This is a genomic window from Specibacter cremeus, from assembly GCF_003946885.1.
Lineage (GTDB): Bacteria > Actinomycetota > Actinomycetes > Actinomycetales > Micrococcaceae > Specibacter > Specibacter cremeus.
In genome coordinates this window covers 1-23,018 of record NZ_RWKQ01000063.1, presented here as the reverse complement: position 1 = coordinate 23,018, position 23,018 = coordinate 1, and the positions used below count along the sequence as shown (strand labels likewise).

General features: G+C 68.9%; 22 protein-coding genes and 1 pseudogene. 11 read left to right on the top strand and 12 right to left on the bottom strand.

The window, feature by feature from the left end; translation table 11 throughout:
- Nucleotides 1-78: 78 nt before the first annotated feature.
- From EJC77_RS18615 to EJC77_RS20545, 3 genes are read right to left on the bottom strand one after another with little or no spacing between them, the layout of a single operon-like run.
- A complete protein-coding gene (locus EJC77_RS18615; protein ID WP_125616264.1) occupies nt 79-759 on the bottom strand; it encodes an NUDIX hydrolase in 681 nt (226 codons plus the stop codon).
- Complete coding sequence (gene nth, locus EJC77_RS18610) at nt 756-1,556, bottom strand: endonuclease III (protein ID WP_125616261.1); 801 nt, start codon at nt 1,554-1,556, stop codon at nt 756-758. Before nth ends, EJC77_RS18615 begins: the two co-directional genes overlap by 4 nt.
- Nucleotides 1,557-1,568: 12 nt before the next feature.
- Nucleotides 1,569-2,774, bottom strand: a complete 1,206-nt coding sequence (locus tag EJC77_RS20545) for a hypothetical protein (RefSeq protein WP_164520489.1) — start codon at nt 2,772-2,774, stop codon at nt 1,569-1,571.
- A gap of 276 nt (nt 2,775-3,050) precedes the next feature.
- On the opposite strand from EJC77_RS20545, the gene acs reads away from it, so the two are divergent.
- Nucleotides 3,051-5,030 (top strand): acetate--CoA ligase, encoded by a 1,980-nt coding sequence (acs, locus tag EJC77_RS18600; protein WP_125616258.1) that lies wholly within the window; start codon nt 3,051-3,053, stop codon nt 5,028-5,030.
- Between the two features lie 193 nt (nt 5,031-5,223).
- Here the strand turns inward: acs and EJC77_RS18595 are convergent, their stop codons facing one another.
- Nucleotides 5,224-5,574: a hypothetical protein gene (locus tag EJC77_RS18595; RefSeq protein ID WP_125616255.1), complete on the bottom strand. Its 351-nt coding sequence runs from the start codon at nt 5,572-5,574 to the stop codon at nt 5,224-5,226.
- A gap of 53 nt (nt 5,575-5,627) precedes the next feature.
- Here EJC77_RS18595 and EJC77_RS18590 point away from each other — a divergent pair, with 53 nt between their 5' ends.
- Genes EJC77_RS18590 through EJC77_RS18570 form a run of 5 tightly spaced genes read left to right on the top strand, consistent with a single transcriptional unit; the run spans nt 5,628 to nt 11,888 of the window.
- Nucleotides 5,628-6,950 (top strand): ABC transporter substrate-binding protein, encoded by a 1,323-nt coding sequence (locus EJC77_RS18590; RefSeq protein WP_125616252.1) that lies wholly within the window; start codon nt 5,628-5,630, stop codon nt 6,948-6,950.
- Between the two features lie 22 nt (nt 6,951-6,972).
- Nucleotides 6,973-7,950, top strand: coding sequence for a carbohydrate ABC transporter permease (locus EJC77_RS18585; protein ID WP_125616249.1), 978 nt, complete (start codon nt 6,973-6,975; stop codon nt 7,948-7,950).
- Nucleotides 7,947-8,864, top strand: a complete 918-nt coding sequence (locus EJC77_RS18580) for a carbohydrate ABC transporter permease (protein ID WP_125616247.1) — start codon at nt 7,947-7,949, stop codon at nt 8,862-8,864. The genes EJC77_RS18585 and EJC77_RS18580 overlap by 4 nt, the downstream gene beginning before the upstream one ends.
- A 28-nt stretch (nt 8,865-8,892) precedes the next feature.
- Entirely contained in the window at nt 8,893-9,744 is an 852-nt protein-coding gene (locus EJC77_RS18575; RefSeq protein ID WP_125616244.1) for a DeoR/GlpR family DNA-binding transcription regulator, read from the top strand.
- Nucleotides 9,741-11,888, top strand: coding sequence for an alpha-galactosidase (locus EJC77_RS18570; RefSeq protein ID WP_125616241.1), 2,148 nt, complete (start codon nt 9,741-9,743; stop codon nt 11,886-11,888). The genes EJC77_RS18575 and EJC77_RS18570 overlap by 4 nt, the downstream gene beginning before the upstream one ends.
- A 3-nt stretch (nt 11,889-11,891) precedes the next feature.
- On the opposite strand, the gene EJC77_RS18565 is transcribed toward EJC77_RS18570, so the two are convergent.
- Nucleotides 11,892-13,217 (bottom strand): alpha/beta hydrolase, encoded by a 1,326-nt coding sequence (locus EJC77_RS18565; protein ID WP_125616239.1) that lies wholly within the window; start codon nt 13,215-13,217, stop codon nt 11,892-11,894.
- A gap of 66 nt (nt 13,218-13,283) precedes the next feature.
- Between EJC77_RS18565 and aroQ the strand changes: the two genes are divergently transcribed.
- Nucleotides 13,284-13,745 carry a type II 3-dehydroquinate dehydratase gene (gene aroQ / locus EJC77_RS18560; RefSeq protein ID WP_125616236.1) on the top strand — a complete coding sequence of 154 codons (462 nt, stop codon included), beginning with the start codon at nt 13,284-13,286 and terminating at the stop codon, nt 13,743-13,745.
- A 12-nt stretch (nt 13,746-13,757) separates the two neighbouring features.
- Here the strand turns inward: aroQ and EJC77_RS18555 are convergent, their stop codons facing one another.
- The gene (locus EJC77_RS18555; RefSeq protein ID WP_125616233.1) at nt 13,758-14,939 is read right to left on the bottom strand and encodes a MarP family serine protease; all 1,182 of its coding nucleotides are present in this window, start codon (nt 14,937-14,939) and stop codon (nt 13,758-13,760) included.
- Nucleotides 14,940-15,138: 199 nt separating this feature from the next.
- On the opposite strand from EJC77_RS18555, the gene EJC77_RS18550 reads away from it, so the two are divergent.
- On the top strand, nt 15,139-15,816 hold the full coding sequence (locus tag EJC77_RS18550) for a Crp/Fnr family transcriptional regulator (RefSeq protein ID WP_125616230.1): 678 nt from the start codon (nt 15,139-15,141) through the stop codon (nt 15,814-15,816).
- Nucleotides 15,817-15,979: 163 nt separating this feature from the next.
- On the opposite strand, the gene EJC77_RS18545 is transcribed toward EJC77_RS18550, so the two are convergent.
- From EJC77_RS18545 to EJC77_RS18525, 5 genes are all read right to left on the bottom strand, one after another.
- Nucleotides 15,980-16,258 carry a type II toxin-antitoxin system RelE family toxin gene (locus EJC77_RS18545; protein ID WP_125616227.1) on the bottom strand — a complete coding sequence of 93 codons (279 nt, stop codon included), beginning with the start codon at nt 16,256-16,258 and terminating at the stop codon, nt 15,980-15,982.
- On the bottom strand, nt 16,255-16,539 hold the full coding sequence (locus EJC77_RS21270) for a type II toxin-antitoxin system Phd/YefM family antitoxin (RefSeq protein WP_125616224.1): 285 nt from the start codon (nt 16,537-16,539) through the stop codon (nt 16,255-16,257). The genes EJC77_RS18545 and EJC77_RS21270 overlap by 4 nt, the downstream gene beginning before the upstream one ends.
- A 128-nt stretch (nt 16,540-16,667) precedes the next feature.
- On the bottom strand, nt 16,668-17,612 hold the full coding sequence (locus EJC77_RS18535; protein ID WP_240630361.1) for an NUDIX hydrolase: 945 nt from the start codon (nt 17,610-17,612) through the stop codon (nt 16,668-16,670).
- A complete protein-coding gene (locus EJC77_RS18530) occupies nt 17,596-18,087 on the bottom strand; it encodes a RidA family protein (RefSeq protein ID WP_125616221.1) in 492 nt (163 codons plus the stop codon). The genes EJC77_RS18535 and EJC77_RS18530 overlap by 17 nt, the downstream gene beginning before the upstream one ends.
- The gene (locus EJC77_RS18525; protein WP_125616218.1) at nt 18,084-18,239 is read right to left on the bottom strand and encodes a Sp36 family protein; all 156 of its coding nucleotides are present in this window, start codon (nt 18,237-18,239) and stop codon (nt 18,084-18,086) included. The genes EJC77_RS18530 and EJC77_RS18525 overlap by 4 nt, the downstream gene beginning before the upstream one ends.
- Nucleotides 18,240-18,275: 36 nt before the next feature.
- Between EJC77_RS18525 and EJC77_RS18520 the strand changes: the two genes are divergently transcribed.
- From EJC77_RS18520 to EJC77_RS21660, 3 genes and pseudogenes are all read left to right on the top strand, one after another.
- Nucleotides 18,276-20,591, top strand: coding sequence for a transglycosylase domain-containing protein (locus EJC77_RS18520; RefSeq protein ID WP_125616216.1), 2,316 nt, complete (start codon nt 18,276-18,278; stop codon nt 20,589-20,591).
- A gap of 3 nt (nt 20,592-20,594) precedes the next feature.
- Entirely contained in the window at nt 20,595-21,569 is a 975-nt protein-coding gene (locus tag EJC77_RS18515) for a metallophosphoesterase (protein ID WP_125616213.1), read from the top strand.
- 190 nt (nt 21,570-21,759) lie between these two features.
- Nucleotides 21,760-21,873 (top strand): annotated as a pseudogene (locus EJC77_RS21660) (DUF6444 domain-containing protein); the annotation flags it as partial.
- 336 nt (nt 21,874-22,209) lie between these two features.
- On the opposite strand, the gene EJC77_RS18505 reads toward EJC77_RS21660, so the two are convergent.
- Nucleotides 22,210-23,018: transposase (locus EJC77_RS18505; protein ID WP_338069501.1), on the bottom strand; the 809-nt coding region annotated here is incomplete at its 5' end.

Genomic DNA, 23,018 nt, shown 5'->3' with positions numbered 1-23,018 from the left:
ACCGCCGAATCCATCCTCGAAAAAGTCAACCGCGGCCGCGTCGCACTTCAAGCCGCCAAGCAAAACTGAGACACTACACTAGGTCGGCGCCGGGATCTCCCGGTTTGCGTCCCACGGCACGGCCCAGCCGAGTTCCTCGAGGACCTGGGCCAGGATGCCCGCCGTGAAACCCCAGACGGTGACCCCGTTGACCCGGAACGCCGGGCCCCGGTACACGAAGTCGCCGCGGCGCAGCACGACCGTGAACCTGTTGTCCGGGTCGAGCAGGTCGCGCACGGGGACGCGGAACACCTGCGCCGACTCGCCGTAGTCCACGACGGCCACCGGGGACTGGGACGCCCACCAACCAAGCACCGGGGTGACGAGGAAGTTGCTGACCGCCAGCGGCACCTCGGGCAGCGTGCCGAGCACCTCGATGCCGGAGGGGTCGGCCCCCGTCTCCTCCTCGGTTTCGCGCAGGGCGGCGGCCACCAACGACGCGTCCCCGGGGTCGACGCCGCCGCCCGGGAACGCCACCTGGCCGGGGTGGTCGGACAGCGTGGTCGCCCGTTCGACCAGCAACAGGTCGAGCTGGGCGGAGATCAGCGGCTTCTCGGACACGGCCGGTACGGAATCCAGCGCCCCGAACAGCAGCAGCACGGCGGCCGGACGCACAGTAGCCGGGTCAATGGCGAACTCCGGCCGGGATTCACGCTTGAAACGGATCTCGCCCGCCGCGGCCCGCCGGGCCAGCTCGACCAGATCGGCGTACGCGCTCACGGCAGGGGCCCCGACCGCGCCGCCCGTTGCGACTCCTGCCGGTATTCGGCGGCCCGTCCGACGTCGGCGCGCATCCTCGCCAGCAGCTCCTCCTGGCCGGGCGCGAGCTCGTATTTGAGCAGCCTGGCCGCCTTCACCGGATCCGTCTCGCCATCGCCGTAGGACGGGCACAGGTGCGCGATCGGGCACGCCCCGCACGCCGGCTTCCGGGCGTGGCAGATGCGCCGGCCGTGGAACACGACCCGGTGCGAGAGCATGGTCCAATCCCGCGGTTCGAACAGTTCGGCCACGTCCGCCTCGATGCGCACCGGGTCGTCGGAGACCGTCCAGCCGAACCGCCGGGCCAGCCGCATGAAGTGCGTGTCCACGGTGATGCCCGGCACGCCGAACGCGTTCCCGAGCACCACATTGGCCGTCTTCCGCCCGACTCCCGGGAGCGTGACGAGCGCCTCCAGCGCGCCCGGCACCTCGCCGTCGTACTCGTCGACGATGCGCGTGGCCAGCGCCAGCAGGTTGCGCGCCTTGGCGCGGAAGAACCCGGTCGCCCTGATCAGCTCCTCCAGCTCGATCGGGTCGGCCTGGGCCAGCGCCGTCGCGTCCGGGTACCGGGCGAACAGCGCCGGCGTGGTCGCGTTGACGCGCACGTCCGTGGTCTGCGCGGACAATACGGTCGCCACGAGCAGTTCGAACGGATTGCCGAAGTCCAGCTCCGCATGCGCGTACGGGTACAGCTCCGCCAACTCCCGGTTGATCTTCCGGGCCCGGCGCTTGCGCGCCAGCGCCGACTCGTCCCGCATGCCGGCCACCGCCTAGCCGGCTTCCGGCGCGCGCTCGATCCCGTCCAGGTCGGTCAGCACGCCCACCCGGCCGTCGGCGTTCTGCACGACGAATTCGCTGCCGCGGTCGGCCAGCGCCAGGATCCAGTTGCCCGGGACCAGCCGGAAGACCGGCTCGCGTGTGGCCTGGTCCAGCACGTTCTTGACCCGGTCGACGGCGAACCAGAACGGCACCGCCTCCGTGTCGCGCCCGGCCGGGTTGACGGTGGCGCCGATGCTCTCGGCCGCCTGCTCCTGTGCAACAGGTTCCGGCGCAACAGGCTCCGGTGCAACAGGTTCCGGCGCGGCCTGCTCGGCCACCTGCGGGTTGAGCATGGTCGCGGGCGCTTCGGTCGCCGCCGCCTCCCCGGGCACGACGGCGGCACTCGCCGGCGCGTCGGCGGCGGCTTCGACGGGGGTGCCGGCCGCGACGACGTCCGGCGCCGCCGAGGATGCGGCCGCCACCTCGGTTGCAGGCGCGGCCTCCTGCACGGCGGGCGCGGCCTCCTGCACGACGGCGGGCGCGGCCTCCTGCACGGCGGCGGACGTGGGCGAGCCGGCAGCGACGGCCGCGGCAACGCCGGCGGCAGGCGTCTCGCGGGCGTCTCCGGCCGAGTTCACCGAAAATGTGTGCTCGTTCACGGGCGTGGCCGGCAGCGCCAGCACGGGCCGCGGCTTCGGGCGGGCGGTCGCCGGCTGTGCGTCGCGGGCCACCGGGTGGGCGGCGGAGGCCGGGCGGTTCGCGAACTCGCCGGCGAACCCGGGCAGCAACGGCGCCAGCACGGTGGCCGCCAGCAGTGCCAGCGAGCCGATGAGCCCGATCAGGAACGGCAGCGCGTAGCTGGTGACGGTAGTGAGGAAGAAGAACAGGGTGGCCAGCACGGCGACCACGGAGGCGAACTGGTCAACGGACAGTGAGCCGACGCGCAGCCGGGTGGACGGGCTCAGCCGGCGCACCACGAACAACGTGGCCACCACGATGGGCAGGATGATGCCGATGCCCAGGAAGAACAACGGAGACGTGTTCCACAGGTTGCCGACGATGCCGCGGATGATCGCCAACGGCAGCAGGGAGGACACGAACATCACCACCACGGCCGCCAGGACGGTCACATCGCGCGCCGTCAGCGGGCCCAGGATGGCGGGGGTGGCGGACTGGTTGCCGTGCGCCGCACTGGCGGCGGTTTGCTGCTGGGTCATGAGTCACTCCTCGTTGGTCACGATTCTTTTACAGCCTAGTGACCGGCCACCGGCTGCACTACCCAACACGGCGTGCGGGCCGGAACCGTCGCCGAATTCACAGTTGGGCGCAGAAGTGCCACCGTTCGGCCCGAAATGCCCGTGACCAACGTCACGATGCGCCCGGGATTGGCGATACAGTGAACCGAAGAAACTAGACGCTGTGCCAGAGGGGTTCACCGCGGCCACCACCGGGGGCACCGGCACACGCCACGCACGTAACAAAGGGGTTTATAGATGACTGAGGCAACCGCCGCCCAAGCCAACGGCGATGCGCTGGAGAACCTGCTGCAGGAGAACCGGCAGTTCCCGCCCAGCGCCGAGTTCGCCGCGAACGCCGTGGTCACCGCCGACGAATACGCCGCCGCCGCGGACGGCCCGGCGTTCTGGGGCAGGGCCGCCCGCGAGCTGTTGACGTGGAGCAAGGACTTCACGAAAACCCTTGACTGGACCAACGCGCCGTTCGCCACCTGGTTCGAGGACGGCGAGATCAACGCGGCCTACAACGCCCTGGACCGGCACGTCGAGGCCGGCCACGGCGACCGCGTCGCCATCCACTTCGAGGGCGAACCCGGCGACACCCGCACGTACACGTACGCGCAGCTGACCGAGGAGGTCAAGAAGGCCGCGAACGCGTTCGAGTCGCTCGGCGTGACCAAGGGCGACCGCGTGGCCGTCTACCTGCCCATGATCCCCGAGGCCACCATCACCATGCTGGCCTGCGCCCGCATCGGCGCCGTCCACTCGGTCGTGTTCGGCGGCTTCTCCGCCGACGCGCTGCGCAGCCGCATCGACGACGCCGAGGCCAAGCTCGTCGTCACCGCCGACGGCACGTTCCGCCGCGGCAAGCCCAGTTCGCTCAAGCCCGCCGTGGACGCGGCGCTGACCGCACCCGGGCACCAGGTGGCCAACGTCGTCGTCGTCAAGCGCAACGGCCAGGACGTCAACTGGGTCGAGGGCCGCGACAAATGGTGGGACGACACCGTGGGCGCCGCGTCCGCCGAGCATACCGCCGTCGGGCACGAATCCGAGCACCCGCTGTTCATCCTGTACACCTCCGGCACCACCGGCAAGCCCAAGGGCATCCTGCACACCACCGGCGGCTACCTGACCCAGACCGCGTACACGCACCGCGCCGTGTTCGACCTGCACCCGGAGACGGACGTATTCTGGTGCACGGCCGACGTCGGCTGGGTCACCGGCCACTCCTACGTCACCTACGCGCCGCTGGTCAACGGCGCCACCCAGGTCATGTACGAGGGCACCCCGGACTCCCCGCACCAAGGCCGCTGGTGGGAGATCGTGGAAAAGTACAAGGTGTCCATCCTGTACACGGCGCCGACCGCGATCCGCACGTTCATGAAGTGGGGCGAGGACATCCCCGCAAAGTACGACCTGTCCTCGATCCGCCTGCTCGGCTCCGTCGGCGAACCCATCAACCCGGAGGCGTGGATGTGGTACCGCCGCGTCATCGGCTCGGCCGGGAAGGCAGAGCCAGCCCCCATCGTGGACACCTGGTGGCAGACCGAGACCGGCGCCATCATGATCGCTCCGCTGCCGGGCGTCACCGCCACGAAGCCCGGCTCCGCCCAAACCCCGCTGCCCGGCATCGCCGTCGACGTCGTGGACGAGGCCGGCGCCTCGGTGCCGGCCGGACACGGCGGCTACCTCGTGGTGCGCGAGCCCTGGCCGGCCATGCTGCGCGGCATCTGGGGCGATCCGGACCGCTACAAGGACACGTATTGGTCCCGGTTCGACGACATGTACTTTGCCGGTGACGGCGCCAAGCGGGATGCCGACGGCGACGTGTGGCTGCTGGGCCGCGTCGACGACGTCATGAACGTCTCCGGGCACCGCCTCTCCACCACGGAGATCGAATCAGCCCTGGTTTCCCACCCGTCCGTGGCCGAGGCCGCCGTGGTCGGCGCCGCCGACGAGACCACCGGACAGGCGGTGGTGGCGTTCGTAATCCTGCGCGGCTCCGCCGTGGACGATCCCGACATTGTCACGCACCTGCGCAACCATGTGGGCAAGGAAATCGGCCCGATCGCCAAGCCGAAGAACATCCTGGTGGTGCCGGAGCTGCCCAAGACCAGGTCTGGGAAGATCATGCGCCGCCTGCTCAAGGACGTCGCCGAGGGGCGGCCGGTCGGCGACGCCTCGACCCTGGCCGACAACACCGTCATGAACCAGATCGCCGAGTCCCTGCGCAGGTAGGGTCTCGACAAGCTCGACCACCGCCGGTGGTCGAGCCCGTCGAGACCCGCGGTGGTCGAGCCCGTCGAGACCCGCGGTGGTCGAGCCTGTCGAGACCCGCGGTGGTCGAGCCCGTCGAGACCCGCGATGGTCGAGCCCGTCGAGACCCGCGATGGTCGAGCCCGTCGAGACCCGGTGATTTCGACAGGCTCAATCACCGGGGCGGTGGCCGGGGGCACGAACGCACTGCTGACGAGCGCCCCGAGCTGGATGACCCGAGCTGGATGATCAGCGTCATGCTGTTCGCGCCGCAGGGCGTCTTCGTGACCAGTCCGATCGCCATGGCAATCCACGTCAGCGCGAACGTCAACACGGCCAGCAGGCCCGCCAGCGCCAGCCACCCGGCCGGCCGGCGAGGCCGCCGATGCACGCCACGGCACAGCAGTTTCCACGCCGCGGGAAAGCCTTTTCCGTCAGCGCTGTCGCGGGATGTGCAGAAATGTTCACAAACTGTGATTGAAAATCTTCTCTTTTGAGTCTTGACGTGCGTTTTTGCAACTTTCATGATGGGATGCATGTGATCCACTTCACTGGCTCGTGTTCTTCAAGGGAGAAACCATGGCAACGAATGAAGATCGGTCCGCGTTCGGCACCCCCCGCCCCGGGATGGATCGCCGCACCCTGCTCAAGACCCTCGGTGTCGGCGCGGTCGGCATCGCCGGCATCCCGCTCCTGGCCGCCTGTACCGGCGGTACCGCACCGGGCGCCGGCGCGACGACGTCCAGCTCGCTGACGTTCGGTTCGGGGTCCTCGGACGACGTGCCCAAGGCCGCCTACAAGGCCGTCACGGACGCGTTCACCAAGAAAACGAACATCACGGTCAAGACCAATGTTGTTCCGCACAACGACTTCCAGAACAAGATCAGCACCTACCTGCAGGGCAGCCCGGACGACGCGTTCACCTGGTTCGCCGGCTACCGCATGCAGTACTACGCGGCCAAGGGGCTGCTGGCCCCGATCGACGACGTCTGGCAAAAGGTCGGCGCGAACTACTCGGACGCCATGAAGAAGGCCTCCACCGGCGCCGACGGCAAGATGTACTTCGTCCCGAACTACAACTACCCGTGGGGTTTCTTCTACCGCAAGAGCCTCTGGGCGGAAAAGGGCTACGAGGTGCCCACGACGTTCGATGCGCTGAAGACGCTGTGCGCGAAGATGAAGGCCGGGGGCCTCATCCCCATCGAGTTCGCCGACAAGGACGGCTGGCCGGCGATGGGGACGTTCGACTACATCAACATGCGGCTGAACGGGTACCAGTTCCACATGGACCTGACCGCGCACAAGGAGTCCTGGGACCAGAAGAAGGTCAGCGACGTCTTTGACACGTGGAAGGCGCTGCTGCCGTACCAGAACCCGGCCGCGCTGGGCATGACGTGGCAGGACGCGGCCATCTCGCTGGGCCAGAAGAAGTCCGGCATGTACCTGCTGGGCTCGTTCGTGACCCAGCAGTTCACCGACAAGGCCATCCTGGACGACATCGACTTCTTCCCCTTCCCGGCGATCGCCATGGAGGGCCAGGACGCCGTGGAGGCGCCGATCGACGGGCTGCTGCTGTCCAAGAAGGGCGGCGAGAACCAGGCCGCCCGGGACTTCATGCAGTTCATGGGGACACCCGAGGGACAGGACGCCTACGCGAAGGTCGACCCGTCGAACATCGCCACGGCCAAGGGCGCCGACACGTCCAGCTTCTCGCCGCTGAACAAGAAGTGCGCGCAGGTCATCGCGGACGCGAAGAGCATCAGCCAGTTCTTCGACCGCGACGCCCTGCCGGCCATGGCGAACAACGTGATGATCCCGGCCCTGCAGGGCTTCATCAAGGACGGCACCGTGGACGTGAAGAACCTCGAATCCCAGGCCAAGGCGCTGTACGCGGCGCAATGACCCCCCAGGAAACGAGTCGTACATGAGCACGTCAACCGAGACCACCGGGACCAGGGCGCCGCGGGCCGCCACCGCCGGCCGGCGGAAGGCCGCCGGGGGTGGCCCACGCCGGGTCCGGCGGCTGTCCCGCCGGGACAAGATCGTCCTGGCCGTCATGGTCGGCGTCCCGACCCTCATCCAGCTGCTCCTGATCTGGATTCCCACCCTGCTTTCGATCTTCCTGTCCTTCATGCGCTGGAACGGGCTCTCGCTCGCCGACATCAAGGCGGCGGGGCTGGCGAACTACGCGTATGTGTTCAACGACAGCCCGGCGTTCTGGCCGGCCGTCCAGCACAATATCCTGTGGCTGCTGTTCCTGGCCGTCGTGGCGACGCCGCTGGGCCTGCTGCTGGCCGTGCTGCTCGACCAGCAGATCCGCGGCAGCAAGATCTACCAGAGCGTCTTCTTCATCCCGGTCATGCTGTCGCTGGCCCTGATCGGCATCATCTGGCAGTTGTTCTACCAGCGCGACCACGGCCTGCTGAACTTCCTGCTGGGCACGGCCGGGACACCGCAGGCCGTGGACTGGTTCGGGGATTCGTCGGTGAACATCTGGGCGGCGATGGTCGCCGCCACGTGGCGGCACGCCGGCTACGTCATGATCCTGTACCTGGCCGGGCTGAAGGGCGTCGACCCGTCCCTGAAGGAGGCGGCCGCCCTTGACGGGGCCAACGCCACGCAGACGTTCTTCCGCATCGTGTTCCCGGCCATGGCGCCGATCAACATCGTCATCGTCGTCATCACCATCATCGAGTCGCTGCGGGCGTTCGACGTCGTCTGGGTCATCAACAAGGGCACCAACGGGCTGGAACTGATCAGCGCCCTGGTGATCACGTACCTGGTGGGCGAGGGCCAGTCCATCGGCATCGGTTCCGCCTTCGCGGTCATCCTGCTGGTCATCTCCCTCGTCCCGATCACCATCTACCTGTCCCGCGTGTTCGGGAAGGAGAAGAAACCATGAGTGTCACCGCGAGCACCGGGCGCCGGTTGGAGGACGACGGCGGCGCACGCCGCGGCGGCAGCCGCCCCAGATACCACTACGGCACCCACATCTTCCTGTCCGTCATGGCCGTCATGTGGCTGGTCCCGCTGGGCTGGGCGCTGTTCACGGCGCTGCGGCCCAAGGCCGACACCGACAAGTACGGGTACTTCAGCGTCGGCGGCGCGTTCAACTTCGACAACTTCGTCCAGGCGTGGACGCAGGGCGGGTTCCCGCACTACTTCGTGAACTCGCTGATCATCACCGTGCCGACCATCCTCCTGGTGTTGCTGTTCAGCTCCATGATGGCGTTCGCGGTCAGCCGGGTGGGCTGGAAGTTCAACATCACGCTGCTGATCATGTTCACGGCCGGGAACCTGCTGCCGCCGCAGGTGCTGGCCACGCCGCTGTTCGAGATGTTCAAGCTGCTGCCGCTGCCATACTGGTTCAGCGACTCCGGCAGCCTGCTGAACACGTACATCTCGGTGATCGCCGTCAACACGGCGTTCCAGATCGGGTTCTGCACATTCGTGCTCTCGAACTACATGAAGGCGCTGTCCACGGACCTGACGGAGGCGGCGCTGGTGGACGGCGCCGGCATCTGGCGCCAGTACCGCTCCATCATCATGCCGTTGTGCAAGCCGGCCATCGCCGCGCTCGCCACGCTGGAGCTGATCTTCATCTACAACGACTATTTCTGGCCGCTGCTGCTGATCCAGAACGGCGACAGGCTCCCGGTCACGACGGCCATCAACAACCTGCAGGGCACGTTCCTGTCCAACTACAACCTGCTCGCCGCGGGCGCCACGATCACGGTGATCCCGACGCTGGTCGTCTACCTGCTGCTACAGCGCCAGTTCGTCGCCGGCCTGACGCTGGGCTCCAGCAAGGGCTGACCGCAACGACCAAACGAGAGGACTTCCCATGCTTGCCGACGCCAGGAGAACCGGGATCGTCGCCGCCGTGGCGCGCGAGCGGGTCGTGAAGGTCTCCGATCTTGCGGAAATGTTCGGCGTCTCGCTCATGACGGTGCGTCGCGACATCGAGGCCCTCGACGATGCCGGCCTGGTCCAGAAGATCCACGGCGGCGCCAAGCTGCCCGGCGGGGCCGGCACGCATGAGCCCGGCTTCGAGCTCAAGTCCACCCAGGCGCTCGCGGAGAAGAGGGCGATCGCGGCCGAGGCCGCCGCCCAGGCCCGCGACGGCATGGCGATCGGGCTCAGCGCCGGCACCACGACGTGGGCGTTGGCAAAACAGTTGTGCCAGCGGGCGAACCTGACCATCGTGACCAATTCGGTGAAGATCGCGGACGTCTTTGCCACGGCCGGGTCGAAGCTGCCGGTGATCCTCACCGGCGGCGAGCGCACGCCGTCGGACGCCCTGGTCGGGCCCATCGCAACCCAGTCCGTGCGGTCCCTGCACCTGGACCTGCTGTTCCTGGGCGTGCACGGCGTGGACGCCGAGGCCGGCTTCACCACGCCCAATCTGCTCGAGGCCGAGATGGACCGCGCGTTGATCGCGGCGGCCCGCAAGGTGGTGGTGCTGGCGGACCACACGAAGTGGGGCACCGTCGGCATGAGCACCATCGCCGCACTGGAGGAGGTGGACGAGGTCATCAGCGACGACGGCCTGGGCGCCGAGGCGCAGCGCACGCTGCGCGATCGCGTCGGCCGGCTCCGGCTGGTCCCGGCGTCGGGCGCCGACCCGTCGCCGGGCCCGGCCATCCACCCAACCGGCAACCCCTCCGACAACGCCACCCCCGGGAGCCGGTCGTGACAGTCATCAACCTCCGCGCGGCATCGACCAGCCTCGTCCTGGACCTCGGCCTGGAGCCGGGCAACGGCCAACCCCGGATCCTGCACTGGGGCGCCGACCTCGGCGACACGCTGCCGGACCCGGGCATCCTGTCCGAGGCGGTGCCGCCGTCGGCGCTGGACGTGCCCGTGGCGCTGGAACTGCTCCCCCAGGCGTCGGCCGGGTGGCGCGGGCGCCCCGGCCTGCGCGGTCACCGGGCCACCGGGGCGGGATTCTCGCCCCGGCTGCGGCTGGCGGACTGGTCGCGGGATGGCGGGCGTGTCGAGATCACCCAGGCCGACGAGTCCCTGGGACTGCGGGTGCACAGCGTGCTGACGCTGCACGACGGCGGCCTGCTGGAGATCGCGCACACGGTGACCAACGACGGCGGCACCGCCTTCGCGCTCGACGAGCTGGCCGCCGTCGTGCCCGTCGGACCGGCCGGAACCGAGGTGCTCGACCTGACCGGTCGCTGGTGCCGCGAACGCCACCCGCAACGATCCCCGCTGCGCCAGGGCACGTGGGTGCGCAGCGGGCGGCACGGGCGCACCGGGCACGATGCGCCGCTGGTCATGGCCGTCGGGTCCGCCGGGTTCGGCAACCGGCACGGCAGGGTGTGGGCCGGGCACCTGGGCTGGAGCGGCAACCACGAGTCATTCGTGGACACCATGGCGGACGGCCGCGCGGTGCTGGGCGCCGCCGAGCTGCTCGGCTCCGGCGAGGTGGTGCTGGGCCCGGGCGGCAGCTACTCTACGCCGCCCTACTACGCCGCTTATTCGGACCACGGGCTGGACGGCATCACCGAGGCCTTTTACGCGTGGTTCCGGGCCCGCGACACGCACCCGGCGACGCCCCGGCCGGTCGTGCTGAACACGTGGGAGGCGGTGTACTTCGACCACGACCTGGGCGTGCTGACCGAGCTGGCGGAGTCGGCCGCGGGGCTCGGCGTGGAGCGGTTCGTGCTCGACGACGGCTGGTTCCGGCACCGTCGCGACGACCGGGCCGGGCTGGGCGACTGGTACGTCGACGAGGAGGTCTGGCCGGAGGGCCTGCACCCGCTGGCCGACGCCGTGACGGGCCGCGGCATGCAATTCGGCCTGTGGGTGGAGCCGGAGATGGTCAACGTCGACTCGGACCTGGCCCGCGCCCACCCGGACTGGATCGCCGGCCCTGCCGAGCCCGGGCCCCCCGTCCCCGGAACGGACCGGGCGCTGCCGCTGGAATGGCGGCACCAGCAGGTCCTGGACCTGGTCAACCCGGAGGCGTGGCAGTACATCTTTGAGCGGCTCGACGCGCTGCTGGCCGACTACCCGATCGGCTACCTGAAGTGGGACCAGAACCGGGACCTGGTCGACCTGGGTCACGCCGGCCGGCCCAGCGCGCATGAGCAGACGCTGGCCGCGTACCGGCTCATCGACGCGCTCAGGGCCGCGCACCCGGGCGTGGAGATCGAGAGTTGCTCCTCCGGCGGGGCCCGCGTGGACCTGGGCATCCTGGCCCGCACCGACCGGATCTGGGCCTCGGACTGCAACGACGCGCTGGAACGGACGGCCATCCAGCGCTGGACCGGCCTGGTGGTGCCGCCCGAGCTCGTCGGATCGCACATCGGCCCCACGACCGCGCACACCACGGGGCGCACGCACGAGCTGTCGTTCCGCGCCATCACGGCGCTGTTTGGCCACTTCGGCATGGAATGGGACGTCCGCACGGTCACGGGCGCCGACCGCGAGGAACTGTGCGAGGTCATCGGGCTGTACAAGGACCACCGGGAACTGCTGCACACCGGCCGCCGCGTGCACGCCGACGTGCCGGACCCGTCGCTCGTGCTGCACGGCGTCGTCGCCGGGGACGGCACCCGGGCGCTGTTCGCGCTCGCGGCCGTGGCGTCGTCGTACGCCGAGCAGCCGGGCCGGGTCGCCATCCCCGGGCTTGACGCGGACACCACCTACACCGTGCAACTGAGGTATCCGCGTCCCGGTTCCCCCGGCCATGTGTTACTGCAGGCGGCCCCGCCGGCGTGGGTGGAGGACGGCGCCACGGCGACCGGACGGTTCCTGGCCGAGGTCGGCCTGCCCATGCCCGTCCTCAACCCGGAGCATGCGGTGCTGCTGAGCGTTGATTCCTGACGGTCAGCCGACGCCGAGCCGCTGCATCAGCCAGTCCATGTTGTTGTAGACCCCGTACCGCCACGCCGGCCAGGCGTGCCCGCCGGGGGCGTCCTGGAGGGTGACGTGGATGCCGTCGCGGCGCATGGCGTCGTACACCTTGACGCCTTGCGGCCGGTAGTACCTGTCGCTGGAGCCCACCGTGATGATGCCGGCCGTGCCCGGGTATTTGCGCGTCTTCATGACGTCCAGCGCATTCTGCTTGCTGAACGCGCGGGCGTCATTGTTGAAATAGCGGCTGAGCATGGCCGCGTGGCCGGCGGCGACCGTGGGCCGGTCCTCCCCCGAGCTGTCGATGAACGTCGGGTACGCCTCGGGGTGGTTCATGGCCAGCGTCATGGCGCAGGTGCCGCCGTAGGAGAACCCGCCGACGGCCCACTGCCGGGGCGATCGCGTCCCGACGTCGAACGTGGCCTTGATCCAATCGGGTACGTCCCGGGCCAGGTAGGTTCCCGCCTTCCCCTCCTTGCTGTCCATGCACGCAGGCGGATTCGCGGACCACCTGGCGCCCGCGTCCGGCATGACGACGATCGGCGCCAGGCCGTGGTGGGCGGCCGCGTAGCCGTCCATGAACTGGTTGATCTGCCCGCCGCGCAGCCAGTCGATGGTGCCGCCGGGAACGCCATGGATGAGCACCAGCACGGGCAGGTTGGCGGCCCGCGGGGTCGCAAGGTAGGCCGGCGGCAGGTACACGTACGCGCTGGAGGAGACCTCGTGCGAGATGGTGCCGGGGATGTTGACGTTGAGCACGTCGCCGTGTGCGGGCATGTTCAGCGGCGGAACCCAGGTCACTGCCGTGGCGGCCGGCGGCGGGGCTCCGTGGCCGGCGCCGGTGGCCTGCTGCTCGGCACGGAACTCGGCCAGGGACTTGATCTTGACGCCCGTGTTGCCGAACAGGGAGCCGACGGTGGGGTAATACTCGAAGGCCTGGTTGACCAGCCCGGAACAGGCCAGCACGACGACGGCGGCGACCGGGACGGCGGCGATCCGGGTCCAGGCGCGCCGCAGCGAGATCATCTTGGGCACCAGCAGTGCCACCGCCGCCACGGCGATGGCGGCGAACACGTAGATCCGCAGCGGGAGGGGCTCGCCCCACAGGTTCCACACGTCCTCGGCCAGGTACCAGAACAACACGCCGGCCAGCGCCGAAACGACGGCGACGGCCGGAACCCAGCGCAGCATGTAGCGGCGCGGCCCGAGCACCAGCCACAGGAACGCGGCGGCGGCGAGCGTGTACAGGATGTACGGGGCCGGGCCGTCCACGATGGACAGCTGCTCCAGGTTGGTCATGGCGCCAGAATATGCGAAGAAGCTTGGGAATCGGCTGGGATCGAACGTGTGCGGCATGATTGAGCCATGACAGCCACCACAGACCGCGGTACCCTGCTGATCCTCAATGGGCCGAACCTGAACCTGCTGGGCACGCGCGAACCGGGCATCTACGGGTCGTCTTCGTTGGCGGATGTGGAGGAGCTGGCCACGGCGGCCGCCGCCCGGCACGGGTTCGCCGCGCGGTGCGTGCAATCCAACCATGAGGGCGTGCTGCTGGACGCCATCCACGCCGCGCGCGGCACCGCCGTCGGCATCGTCATCAACGCCGGCGCGTACACGCACACGTCGGTGGCGCTGGCCGATGCGCTCTCCGGTGTGGCGCTGCCCGCCGTGGAGGTGCACATCTCCAACGTGCACAAGCGGGAGGGGTTCCGGCACCACTCGTACCTGTCCCCCGTGGTGGACGCCGTGATCGTCGGTGCCGGGATCCACGGCTACGAGCTGGCCGTGGACCAGCTGGCCCACCTCCTGCCGCAACCATCCTGACGCCGCCGGCGGTCAGCCGGCCACACAGACCCCGGCCGACACGGCGCTGGAGAGCATGGGCGCGGCACTGATGACCGGTTGGACGTCGGCCATGGTGAACGCGAACCCCACCGGCGTATTCGTGGTCGACTTGGCGAAAACCACCCCGGCCACGCGCCCGCCGGCGTCCAGCAGCGGGCCACCGGAATTGCCCGACTGGACGTTGCCGGCCAGCTGGTAGACGTCGATGGGTGTGTGCAACCGGCCGTGGATGTCCGGCACCATGACAGGGCCCTGGCTGCGCACCGTGGCCGGGCGGACCTGGCGCGGGCCACCCAGGGGGTAGCCGATGAACGCGGCCGTGTCGCCCGGGCGCAGCTGCGCCCCGGCCGGCAGCGGGGCCACGTCCAACCCGTCGACGGCAAGCACGGCCAGGTCCTTGGCCGGGTCGAAGTACACGATGCGGGCGCGCAGCGACCCCTGGTTGGGCGTCTGGACCACGGGATCCTCCACGCCGGCCACGACGTGGGCGTTGGTGAGCACCCGCCCCGGGGACACGACGAAGCCGGTTCCGGTCTGGTTCTGCCCGCACTGGAACGCGGTGCCGGAGATCTTCAGCACGGATGCCGCCGCCCGGTTCCAGGCCGGCGTGTCGGTGCTCGTGTTCGGCGGGGCGACGGCCACATTGGAACCCGGGCCGAGCAGCTGCGGGATGCCCTCGTCGAGCACGAGCGAACGCAGCTGCGCCGTGGCCTCCTTGACGGGCGTGGGCGTCAACCGGTCGATCGTGGTGATGACTGCCGACCCGCTCAACGCCTTGGACACGGCCGGGATGCCCAGGTTGGACACGCCGAACGCCAGCACGGAGATGAGCAGCGCCCCGACCAGCAGGTTCAAGGCCCCGCCGAGCAGCCGGTTCACCACGTTGACCGGGCCGCGGACCAGCCTGCGGCCCATGCCCCGGCCCAGTCCGATGCCCACCGCGTGCCCCACCAGCAGCAACAGGATCGTGACGCCGATGACGACCGGCGTGCGCCACGCGGGGTCGGCAACGGCCCGGCTGAGCAGCGGGGCCGCGTAGAACGCGGCAATCGCGCCCGCCACGGCGCCCAGGATGCCGCCCAGGCTCGCCACGAGCCCGGCGTTGAGTCCGTAGATGGTCTGGCCCAGCAGCCACAACACCAGGATGATGTCTAGAAGTGAGAACCCGGTCATTACCGTCCCTGAAGAGTGTCCCGAAAAGCGTCCCGGGGATTGTCCCGGCGGGACTCCACATGTTACCGCCCGGCCCTGACGCCCGGCCGGGAGGCGCCGTTGTGACGGCCGCCAATGCCAAATTGGTCACAAAACGGCCAAAGTTCTGAAACAATTGACTGTAGGTACTGCAGACAAGCTACATAACTCAGGAGATTTCATGGACATCGAGGTACTGCGCCGCGCACCACTGTTTGCCACCTTGGACGACGAGGCGTTCCGGCTTCTCACCGACGAGCTGGCCGAGGTCGACCTCTCGCGCGGGGCGTCGGTCTTCCGCGAGGGCGACCAGGGTGACCAGCTGTACTTCATCGTCTCCGGCAAGGTGAAGCTGGGGCGCACGTCCCCGGACGGCCGCGAGTCGCTGGTCGCGATCCTCGGCCCGGGCGAACTGTTCGGCGAGATGGCGTTGTTCGACCCGGCGCCGCGCAGCACCACGGCCACGGCCGTCTCGGAAACCCGCCTGGCCGGATTGAAGAACGAGTCGCTGAACGCGCTGCTGACCACCCGCCCCGAGGTGTCCATGCAGCTGCTGCAGGCGCTGGCCCGCCGCCTGCGCCGCACCAATGACAACCTCTCCGACCTGGTGTTCTCCGACGTCCCCGGCCGCGTGGCCAAGGCGATCCTGGACCTGGCCGACCGCTTCGGCCGCCCCGCCACGGACGGCATCCTGGTGGCGCACGAACTCACCCAGGAGGAATTGGCCCAGCTGGTCGGCGCCTCCCGCGAGACCGTGAACAAGGCGCTGGCCGAATTCGTCCAGCGCGGCTGGCTGCGCCTAGAGGCGCGCGCCGTCGTCATCCTCGACGTCAACCGGCTGCGCCAGCGCTCCCGCTGACGCTCGGTGGTCGAGCCTGGGCCCACGGCCGCGAGGGGCCCCGACCGAGCTTGCGAGGGCGGGGAGCGGCTGGGGAGCGAGACCCTCGGTGGTCGAGCTTGTCGAGACCCGACTTGTGATTTCGACAGGCTCAATCACCGGCCGTTGGTCGGGCGCGGTGAGATCACCGCTCCCGGGGCCGGTAGATCATGCGTCGGGGACCCACGTCCACGACGTGCATGACCTTGGCCGCATCGTCGAGTCGGTAGATGACGCGATAGTCGCCCCGGCGCGCCGACCAGTAGCCGGCCAACTCATTGCGAAGCTCGTGTCCGCGGCGTCTCGGGTTCTCGGCCAACGATCCGAAGATGAACGCGAGCAGGGGTTCGGTAATCCGCGGGGAGAGATCCGACAGACCGCGGATGGCCGTCGCAGTGAGCCTGGCCTCGTAGTCGGCACTCACCGGCGTTTCTCGCGCATTGCGGCGAGCCGTGCGCGGGTTTCCTCCTGGCTGTAGGAGCGGCCGGCCTCGATATCGGCTTCGGCCGCGGCGACGGTCTGGCGAATGCCGGGCTGGGAGAGCCAGAAGATGGTGTCCTGCAGGGCTTCCCATTCGTCGGCGGACACCAGCACGACCGCCGGATGTCCATTGCGCGTGACAGTGTACCGCTCGTGCTCACGCTCGGCGCGGTCGGCGTATTCCGACAGGTGCGCCTTCAGATCTGACAGCGACGTGGTGACCATGTTTCTAGAATAGACCCGGATGCAAGGCTATGGAAGACCTCAATTCAGGTCATACGGCGGTCCTGACGCGGATTTCGACAGGCTCAACCACCGCGGATTTCGACGGGCTCAATCACCGACAGGCTCAATCACCGTTCCCGGCTGACGGCGCCCTCGGACGCGGGACCGGTGGCGACCTCGAGCCAGAACGTGCCATCGTCGTCCTGGACCAGCGCCGGCTGGTAGCCGTTCTGCGGGCGCTTGTGGTTCAGGTACGCGATGCAGCCGCGGGACTTGGACAGCTTCTCCAGGATGACCTCGACGCCGGGAACCGTCAGCTCGCCCAGCGTCCTGCCCACGGTGTTCGGCTGGCCCACCTCGTCGCCGAGGACGGTCCCGTCCCGGTCCGCCAGCACCTCAGCCGCGGACGCCCAGCGCCCCCACACGCCCTTCGTGGCCAGGACCTGGGGGGCCTGGTCCACCGGCTGGGCCGCGGCGAAGTAGCGGGTGTCGAAGCGGCGGTGTGAAAAATCGGGGCTGCGCCAATGCACCAGCGGCTTGAGCAGGTCGGTGCGCAACGCCAGGCCGCGCCGTTCCAGCAGTTGCGCGAACGTTTTTTCCTGGGTGGCGATCGACTCGCGCGCTTTCATCCATTCCGGACCGGTGACGCTCTCGACGAGCGAGGACGCGTCGGGGCCGGCCAGCAGGATGCCGGTCTCCTCGAAGGTCTCCCTGATGGCGGCCACCACGTGCCGGCGGGCCAGCACGACGTCGTCCATCCCGAGCGCCTTGGCCCACTGCGCCGGTGACGGGCCCAGCCAGGCGGCGACGTCGTCGTCCGCGGGTTCCACGGTGCCGCCGGGAAAGGCGACGGTGCCCAGCGGCGAGTCGCCGGGGCGGTACGTCAGGAACGTTTGCGGGCCGGCGGCGCTATCCTTGAGCAGCACCACGGACGATGCGTAGCGGGGCGCCGATGGGGTGCGTTCGCCGAATTCGGCCCAGGTCCGGGCCGCCTCGAGCTGGCTGGGCTGCAGCGGGAACCGCCGCGTTCCCGCGGGCCGGGCGCCCGCGGGGGTGCTACTGGAATTCGGCAATCAGCTCGACCTCGACGGGAGAATCCAGCGGCAGCACGGCGACGCCGACGGCGGAGCGGGCGTGCTGCCCGGCCGCTCCGAAGATCTCGCCCAGCAGCTCGGAGGCGCCATTGATCACACCGGGCTGGCCGGTGAAGGACGGGTCGGAGGAGACGAAGCCGACCACCTTGACGATCCGGGTGATCCGGTCCAGGTCGCCGATGACACTCTTGACGGCGGCCAGGGCGTTGATGACGGCCGTGCCGGCGAACGCCTTCGCGTCCTCCGCGCTGACATCCACGCCAACCTTGCCCGTGGCTGGGAGTTTGCCGTCAATAAAGGGCAATTGGCCGGACGTGTGCACGTGCGCGCCGGTGACGACGGCGGGCACGTACGCGGCGACGGGCGCCGCCACGGCCGGCAGTGTCAGGCCCAGCTCGGCCAGCCGCGCCTCAACCCGGCCCGCACCCCTGTTTTCTGCGGTTTCCGCGGTCACTGCTTCTCCCTCTTCAGGTAGGCGACCAGGCCGTTGCCGTCCGGTCCGGCGACGACCTGGACAAGCTCCCAGCCGTCGTCGCCCCACTGGTCAAGAATCTGCTTCGTGGCGTGGATGATCAGCGGTATGGTGGCGTACTCCCATTTGGTCATGCCAATCAGCGTAGCCCCTACCGGTAAACTGGAAAAATGGCAGCAAAGAAGAACCCTCTGTTCGACACCGCCACGACCCTCGGAAAAATTGTCGCCTTCCTCGGCGTGAGCGGCATCTGTGGCGTCCTGGTGGCCGGACTCATGGTCCCCGCGGTGGCCCTCACGGGCGGCACCGTCAACAGCACCATCTCGACGTTCGACGCACTCCCGGCGGAGCTCCAGGTGGGCTCCCCGGCGACGTCGTCGAAGATCCTGGCCAAGGACGGTTCCGTCCTGGCAACGTTCTACGACCAGAACCGGGTCACCGTCAAGCTGGCGGACATGTCCCCGTTCATCCGGGACGGCATCGTCGCCATCGAGGACTCGCGGTTCTACGAGCACGGCGGCGTGGACGCCACCGGCATGCTGCGCGCCGTGGCGTCCATGGCCGGCGGCGGCTCCCGCCAGGGCGCCTCGACCATCACCCAGCAGTACGTGAACAACGTCATCGTCCAGACCTACGCTGCCAACGGCCAGGACGACAAGATCAAGCTGGGCTCCGACAAGGGCGTCGGGGACAAGGTCCGCGAGATCAAGCTGGCCATCGCGATGGACAAGAAGTACTCCAAGGACGAGGTCCTGCAGGGCTACCTGAACTGGGTGTACTTCAACAAGAACAACTACGGCATCGAGGCCGCGTCCCAGTACTACTTCGGCGTCAGCGCCAAGAGCCTGTCGCTGCCGCAGGCGGCGACGCTGGCCGGCGTGGTCAACAGCCCGTCCTACTACGACCCGGTGGACCATCCCGACCACGCCGTGATGCGCCGCAACATGGTGCTGGACCGCATGCTGGCCATGAAGAAGATCACGAAGAAGCAGCATGACGAGGCCGCCGCCGCCAAGTTGGTGTTGAACGTCCATGAGAACACGAACGGCTGCGTCTCCGCCGTGCGCGCCGAGTACTTCTGCCAGTACGTCACGCACCTGATCACGAACGATCCCGCCTACGGCAAGACCGTGGAGGACCGCAAGAAGCTGCTGTATCAGGGCGGTCTGACCATCAGGACGACGCTGGACCCGAAGCTGCAGGACGCCGCCCAGGCCCAGCTGAACAACTTCACGCCGATGAACAACAACCCGGACAAGGTGGGCCAGTCGCTGGTCACGGTCCAGCCGGGCACTGGCAAGATCCTGTCCATGGCCCAGAACACGCAACTGCAGGCACCCAAGGGTCAGTGGTCCAATGCGTACAACTTCAACGTGGACGCCGTGGATGCCCACGGCAACGCTCTGGGCGGCGCCGGCGGATTCGCCACCGGCTCCACCATGAAGCCGTTCACATTCGCGACGTGGCTGGATTCGGGCCACAAAATCGACGAGTTGGTCAACGGTGCCGTCCGGCGGTACCCGGCCAACTTCCCGTGGAGGAACAGCTGCGGGACCACATATGGCCCGTTCGACTCCACGCTGGAGGGGTCCACCGATCTGCAGAACGCAGAGGACAACTACTACCGGACGCTGACGGCGCGCGAGGGACTGTACAACTCGCTGAACACGATCACGTTCGCCACGGCCGCGCAACTTGACTTCTGCAACATTCAGAAGATGATGACGGCTGCGGGCATCCACAATCCGCACGATGGCAAGAGCCCGTACGACATGAACAAGGTCACCAACCTGATCGGCAACGACCCCGTAGCGCCGCTGACCATGGCGACGGCCTTCGCCACGTTCGCGTCCGGCGGCGTGCACTGCGACCCGATCGCGCTGGAGTCCATCACCAACGCCAAGGGCGACAAGTTCCCGGTCCCGGGTGCCAATTGCAAGCAGGCCATAAAGCCGGAGGTCGCCGCCGGCGTCACGCTCGCATTACAGGACGTACTCAAGCGCGGTTCCGGTTGGCAGATCCCTATCAACTACAACGCGGGCGCCAAAACTGGTACGACCAATACTTCCCAGCAGACATGGACCGTCGGCTTCACGAAGGGCTTGTCCACCGCCTCGTGGGTCGGCAACCCGGATCTCGGCGACCGATCGCTGAACGACCTGCTGATCGCCAACACCCGCATCCCCTACGTTGACGGCGCCACCTACGCCGGCAAGACCTGGCAGCAGTACATGAACCAGGTGGCCGGCGGGTTTGACACAGGCGGCTTCCCGGCGCCGCCGGCCGACATGATGGCCCCGCCCGCGCCGGTCGCTCCTCCCGCCCCGAACAAGGGCGACAACAAGGGTGACAACAAGGGACCCGGGAACAACAAGGCCGCGGTTGTCCCCAACCCGGACATCACCATCCCCGGTACGGGCGTCACCATCCCCAACCCGGCCAACCTCATCCCGAATCCGGCCACCGGCGACAAGAAGAAGCCGTAGCCCGTGACCGGCGCACGCAGTTTCGGGGGCAGGCTGGCGGTCGCCGGGAAGGCGGCCGCACTGGCCGCAGCCGCCGGCACGGGCGCCGTGGCCTACGGCGCCCTGATCGAGCGCAACTGGTTCACCGTGCGGGAGGAAACCGTCCCGATCCTCCCGCACGAGTCGGCGCCGCTGACCGTGCTGCACCTGTCGGACATCCACTTCGCCCCGGGCCAGCGGAAGAAGGCCGCGTGGCTGCGCGAGCTGGCCGACCTCCGCCCGGACCTGGTGGTCAACACGGGCGACAACCTGAGCCACCCGAAGGCCATCGCCCCGCTGCTGGCCGCGCTGCGCCCGCTCATGGACTTCCCGGGCGTGTACGTGCCCGGCTCCAACGACTACTTCGCGCCGGTGTTCAAGAACCCGCTGGGCTACTTCTCGAGTACGGACAAACGCGTGGCCGCCGCGCGCAAGCGGAAACTGCCCCGGCTGGACACCGAGGCGCTGCACAGCGGATTCGGCGTGGGCGGCTGGGTCGACCTGACGAACCGCAACCAGTCGATCCCGTTGCATGGCATCCGGTTCGACTTCACCGGCGTGGACGATCCGCACCTGAACCGGGAACGCTACGCCGGCTGGCCGAAGGGTTCCTCGTCGCAGCACAATGCCCCGCACGTGCGGATCGCCCTGGCGCATGCCCCGTACCAGCGAGTCCTGGACCACTTCACCGAGGACGGCGCCGACCTGATCCTGGCCGGCCACACGCACGGCGGCCAGGTCTGCATCCCCGGCTACGGAGCGTTGGTGAGCAACTGTGATCTGCCCACGTGGCGGGCCAAGGGCCTGCACCCGTGGGAATCCAATGGCAAGACGTCGCCGGTGAACGTCTCCGGCGGCATCGGCACGTCCCGCACGGCTCCGTTTCGCTTCGCCTGCAGGCCCGAGGCAGTGCTGCTCACGCTGACGGCAGTCTCTATACCGAAGTTACGGGGGTGGTGACGCGTGAATTCCCCGGCGTAGTGGCTTGATCTTCTTGACAGGGTCGGGATGCTGCGGGTGTTCGTTGCTTTGATTGCCCTCGAGGCAGGTTGACGTGCCTGATGTGCCACCGGTGTCCCAGGCTCCCAATGCTCCTGGCGCGGAGCAATTGCTGGTGCTGCTCGATAAACGGGACCGGCTGATCAGGGCGTTGGCGGCGCGGGTGACGGAGCTTGAGGCCCCGCTGTCGAAGAATTCGCAGAACTCCTCGAAGCCGCCGAGTTCGGATGCGTTCGTGAAGCCGCCGCCGCGGTCGCTGCGCCGGGAGCCTGTCCCGCACCGGGCGGCCAGCCAGACGTGCAGCACCGCCTCCAGCAGGTCCGCATCCACCACCCCCAGCACCCGACGAAAGGTCGATAGACCGGGCATGGCACGGCCTGCGCCCAATGCCACGTAGCCTAATTTCGGTCATGACGCGCGCAGGTGGATGGCGTAGAGGTTGATGGTGGGCGGGTGGTCGTGGCGGGTGCTGGCCGTCTCGTCGGGTTTCTTGACGCGGTAGGTGTTGTGGCGGGCTCGTTTGAGGGCGCGGGGACAGGTCCGTTCCCGGCGTTTGGGGATGCGGAGTTCCGCGATCCGGGCCAGATGGTCCGGGAGGGCGTCAGCCCAGTGGTGAGGGGGGAATGGCCGCCGTCCCGGTTGCGGTGCGGCGGATCAGGCGCAGGGCCTTGGTGAAGGAGATCCGGTCCGGGTCGAGGTCGGCGGCGGCGGAGGCCTTCGTGATCGGGGCGCTGATCGCGTGGTGCACGATCAGGTAGGCCCAGATCTCCTGGTGCACGAGGTCGGGCAGCCGGGAGCGCAGCACCTTGCCCGGGCCGCGCAGGTGGGTCTTGAGCTGGTCGTTGCTGGTTTCTTCCTCCCATCGCTGGTGGTAGGCGCCGGCCAGTTCGTCCGCGCGGGCGTCGGCGGGGTCGGTGATCGTGGTGAGCAGCGCGATCAGTTCCCCGGTGCCGGCCCGGTCGGGTAGGTCGTACTCGATCACCCGGGCCACCCTGGCCCGGGGCCGGCCGTGCTCGTCCAGGGCGGCGTCGACCTGGACCAGGTCGCCCCCGGCGCGGGCGGCGGCCCAGATCTGTTCCCGGCGGGCCCCGCGGATCGTGGCGTCCATCACCACCGTCAGGTAGGTGCCGTCCGGCAGCACCTCGATCACCGGCAGCTTCAGCCGGGTCGGGGCACGCCACAGCAGCGCGGCCCCGGTCGCGGCCGCGGCATCCCACGCGGCCCACGAGTAGAAACCGCGGTCCGCCGTCAGCAGCTCGTCACCGCGCAGCCGCGGGTACAGCGTGGCGGCCATGGTCTTCTCCCCGACCGAGTACGCGCCGACCTCGTGTTGAGCGTCTCGTTGGCTGACGATGCGTCGGTCACTATGGGTGACGATTCTGCCGCCGTCATCCTGGGTCCGTCGGCGGC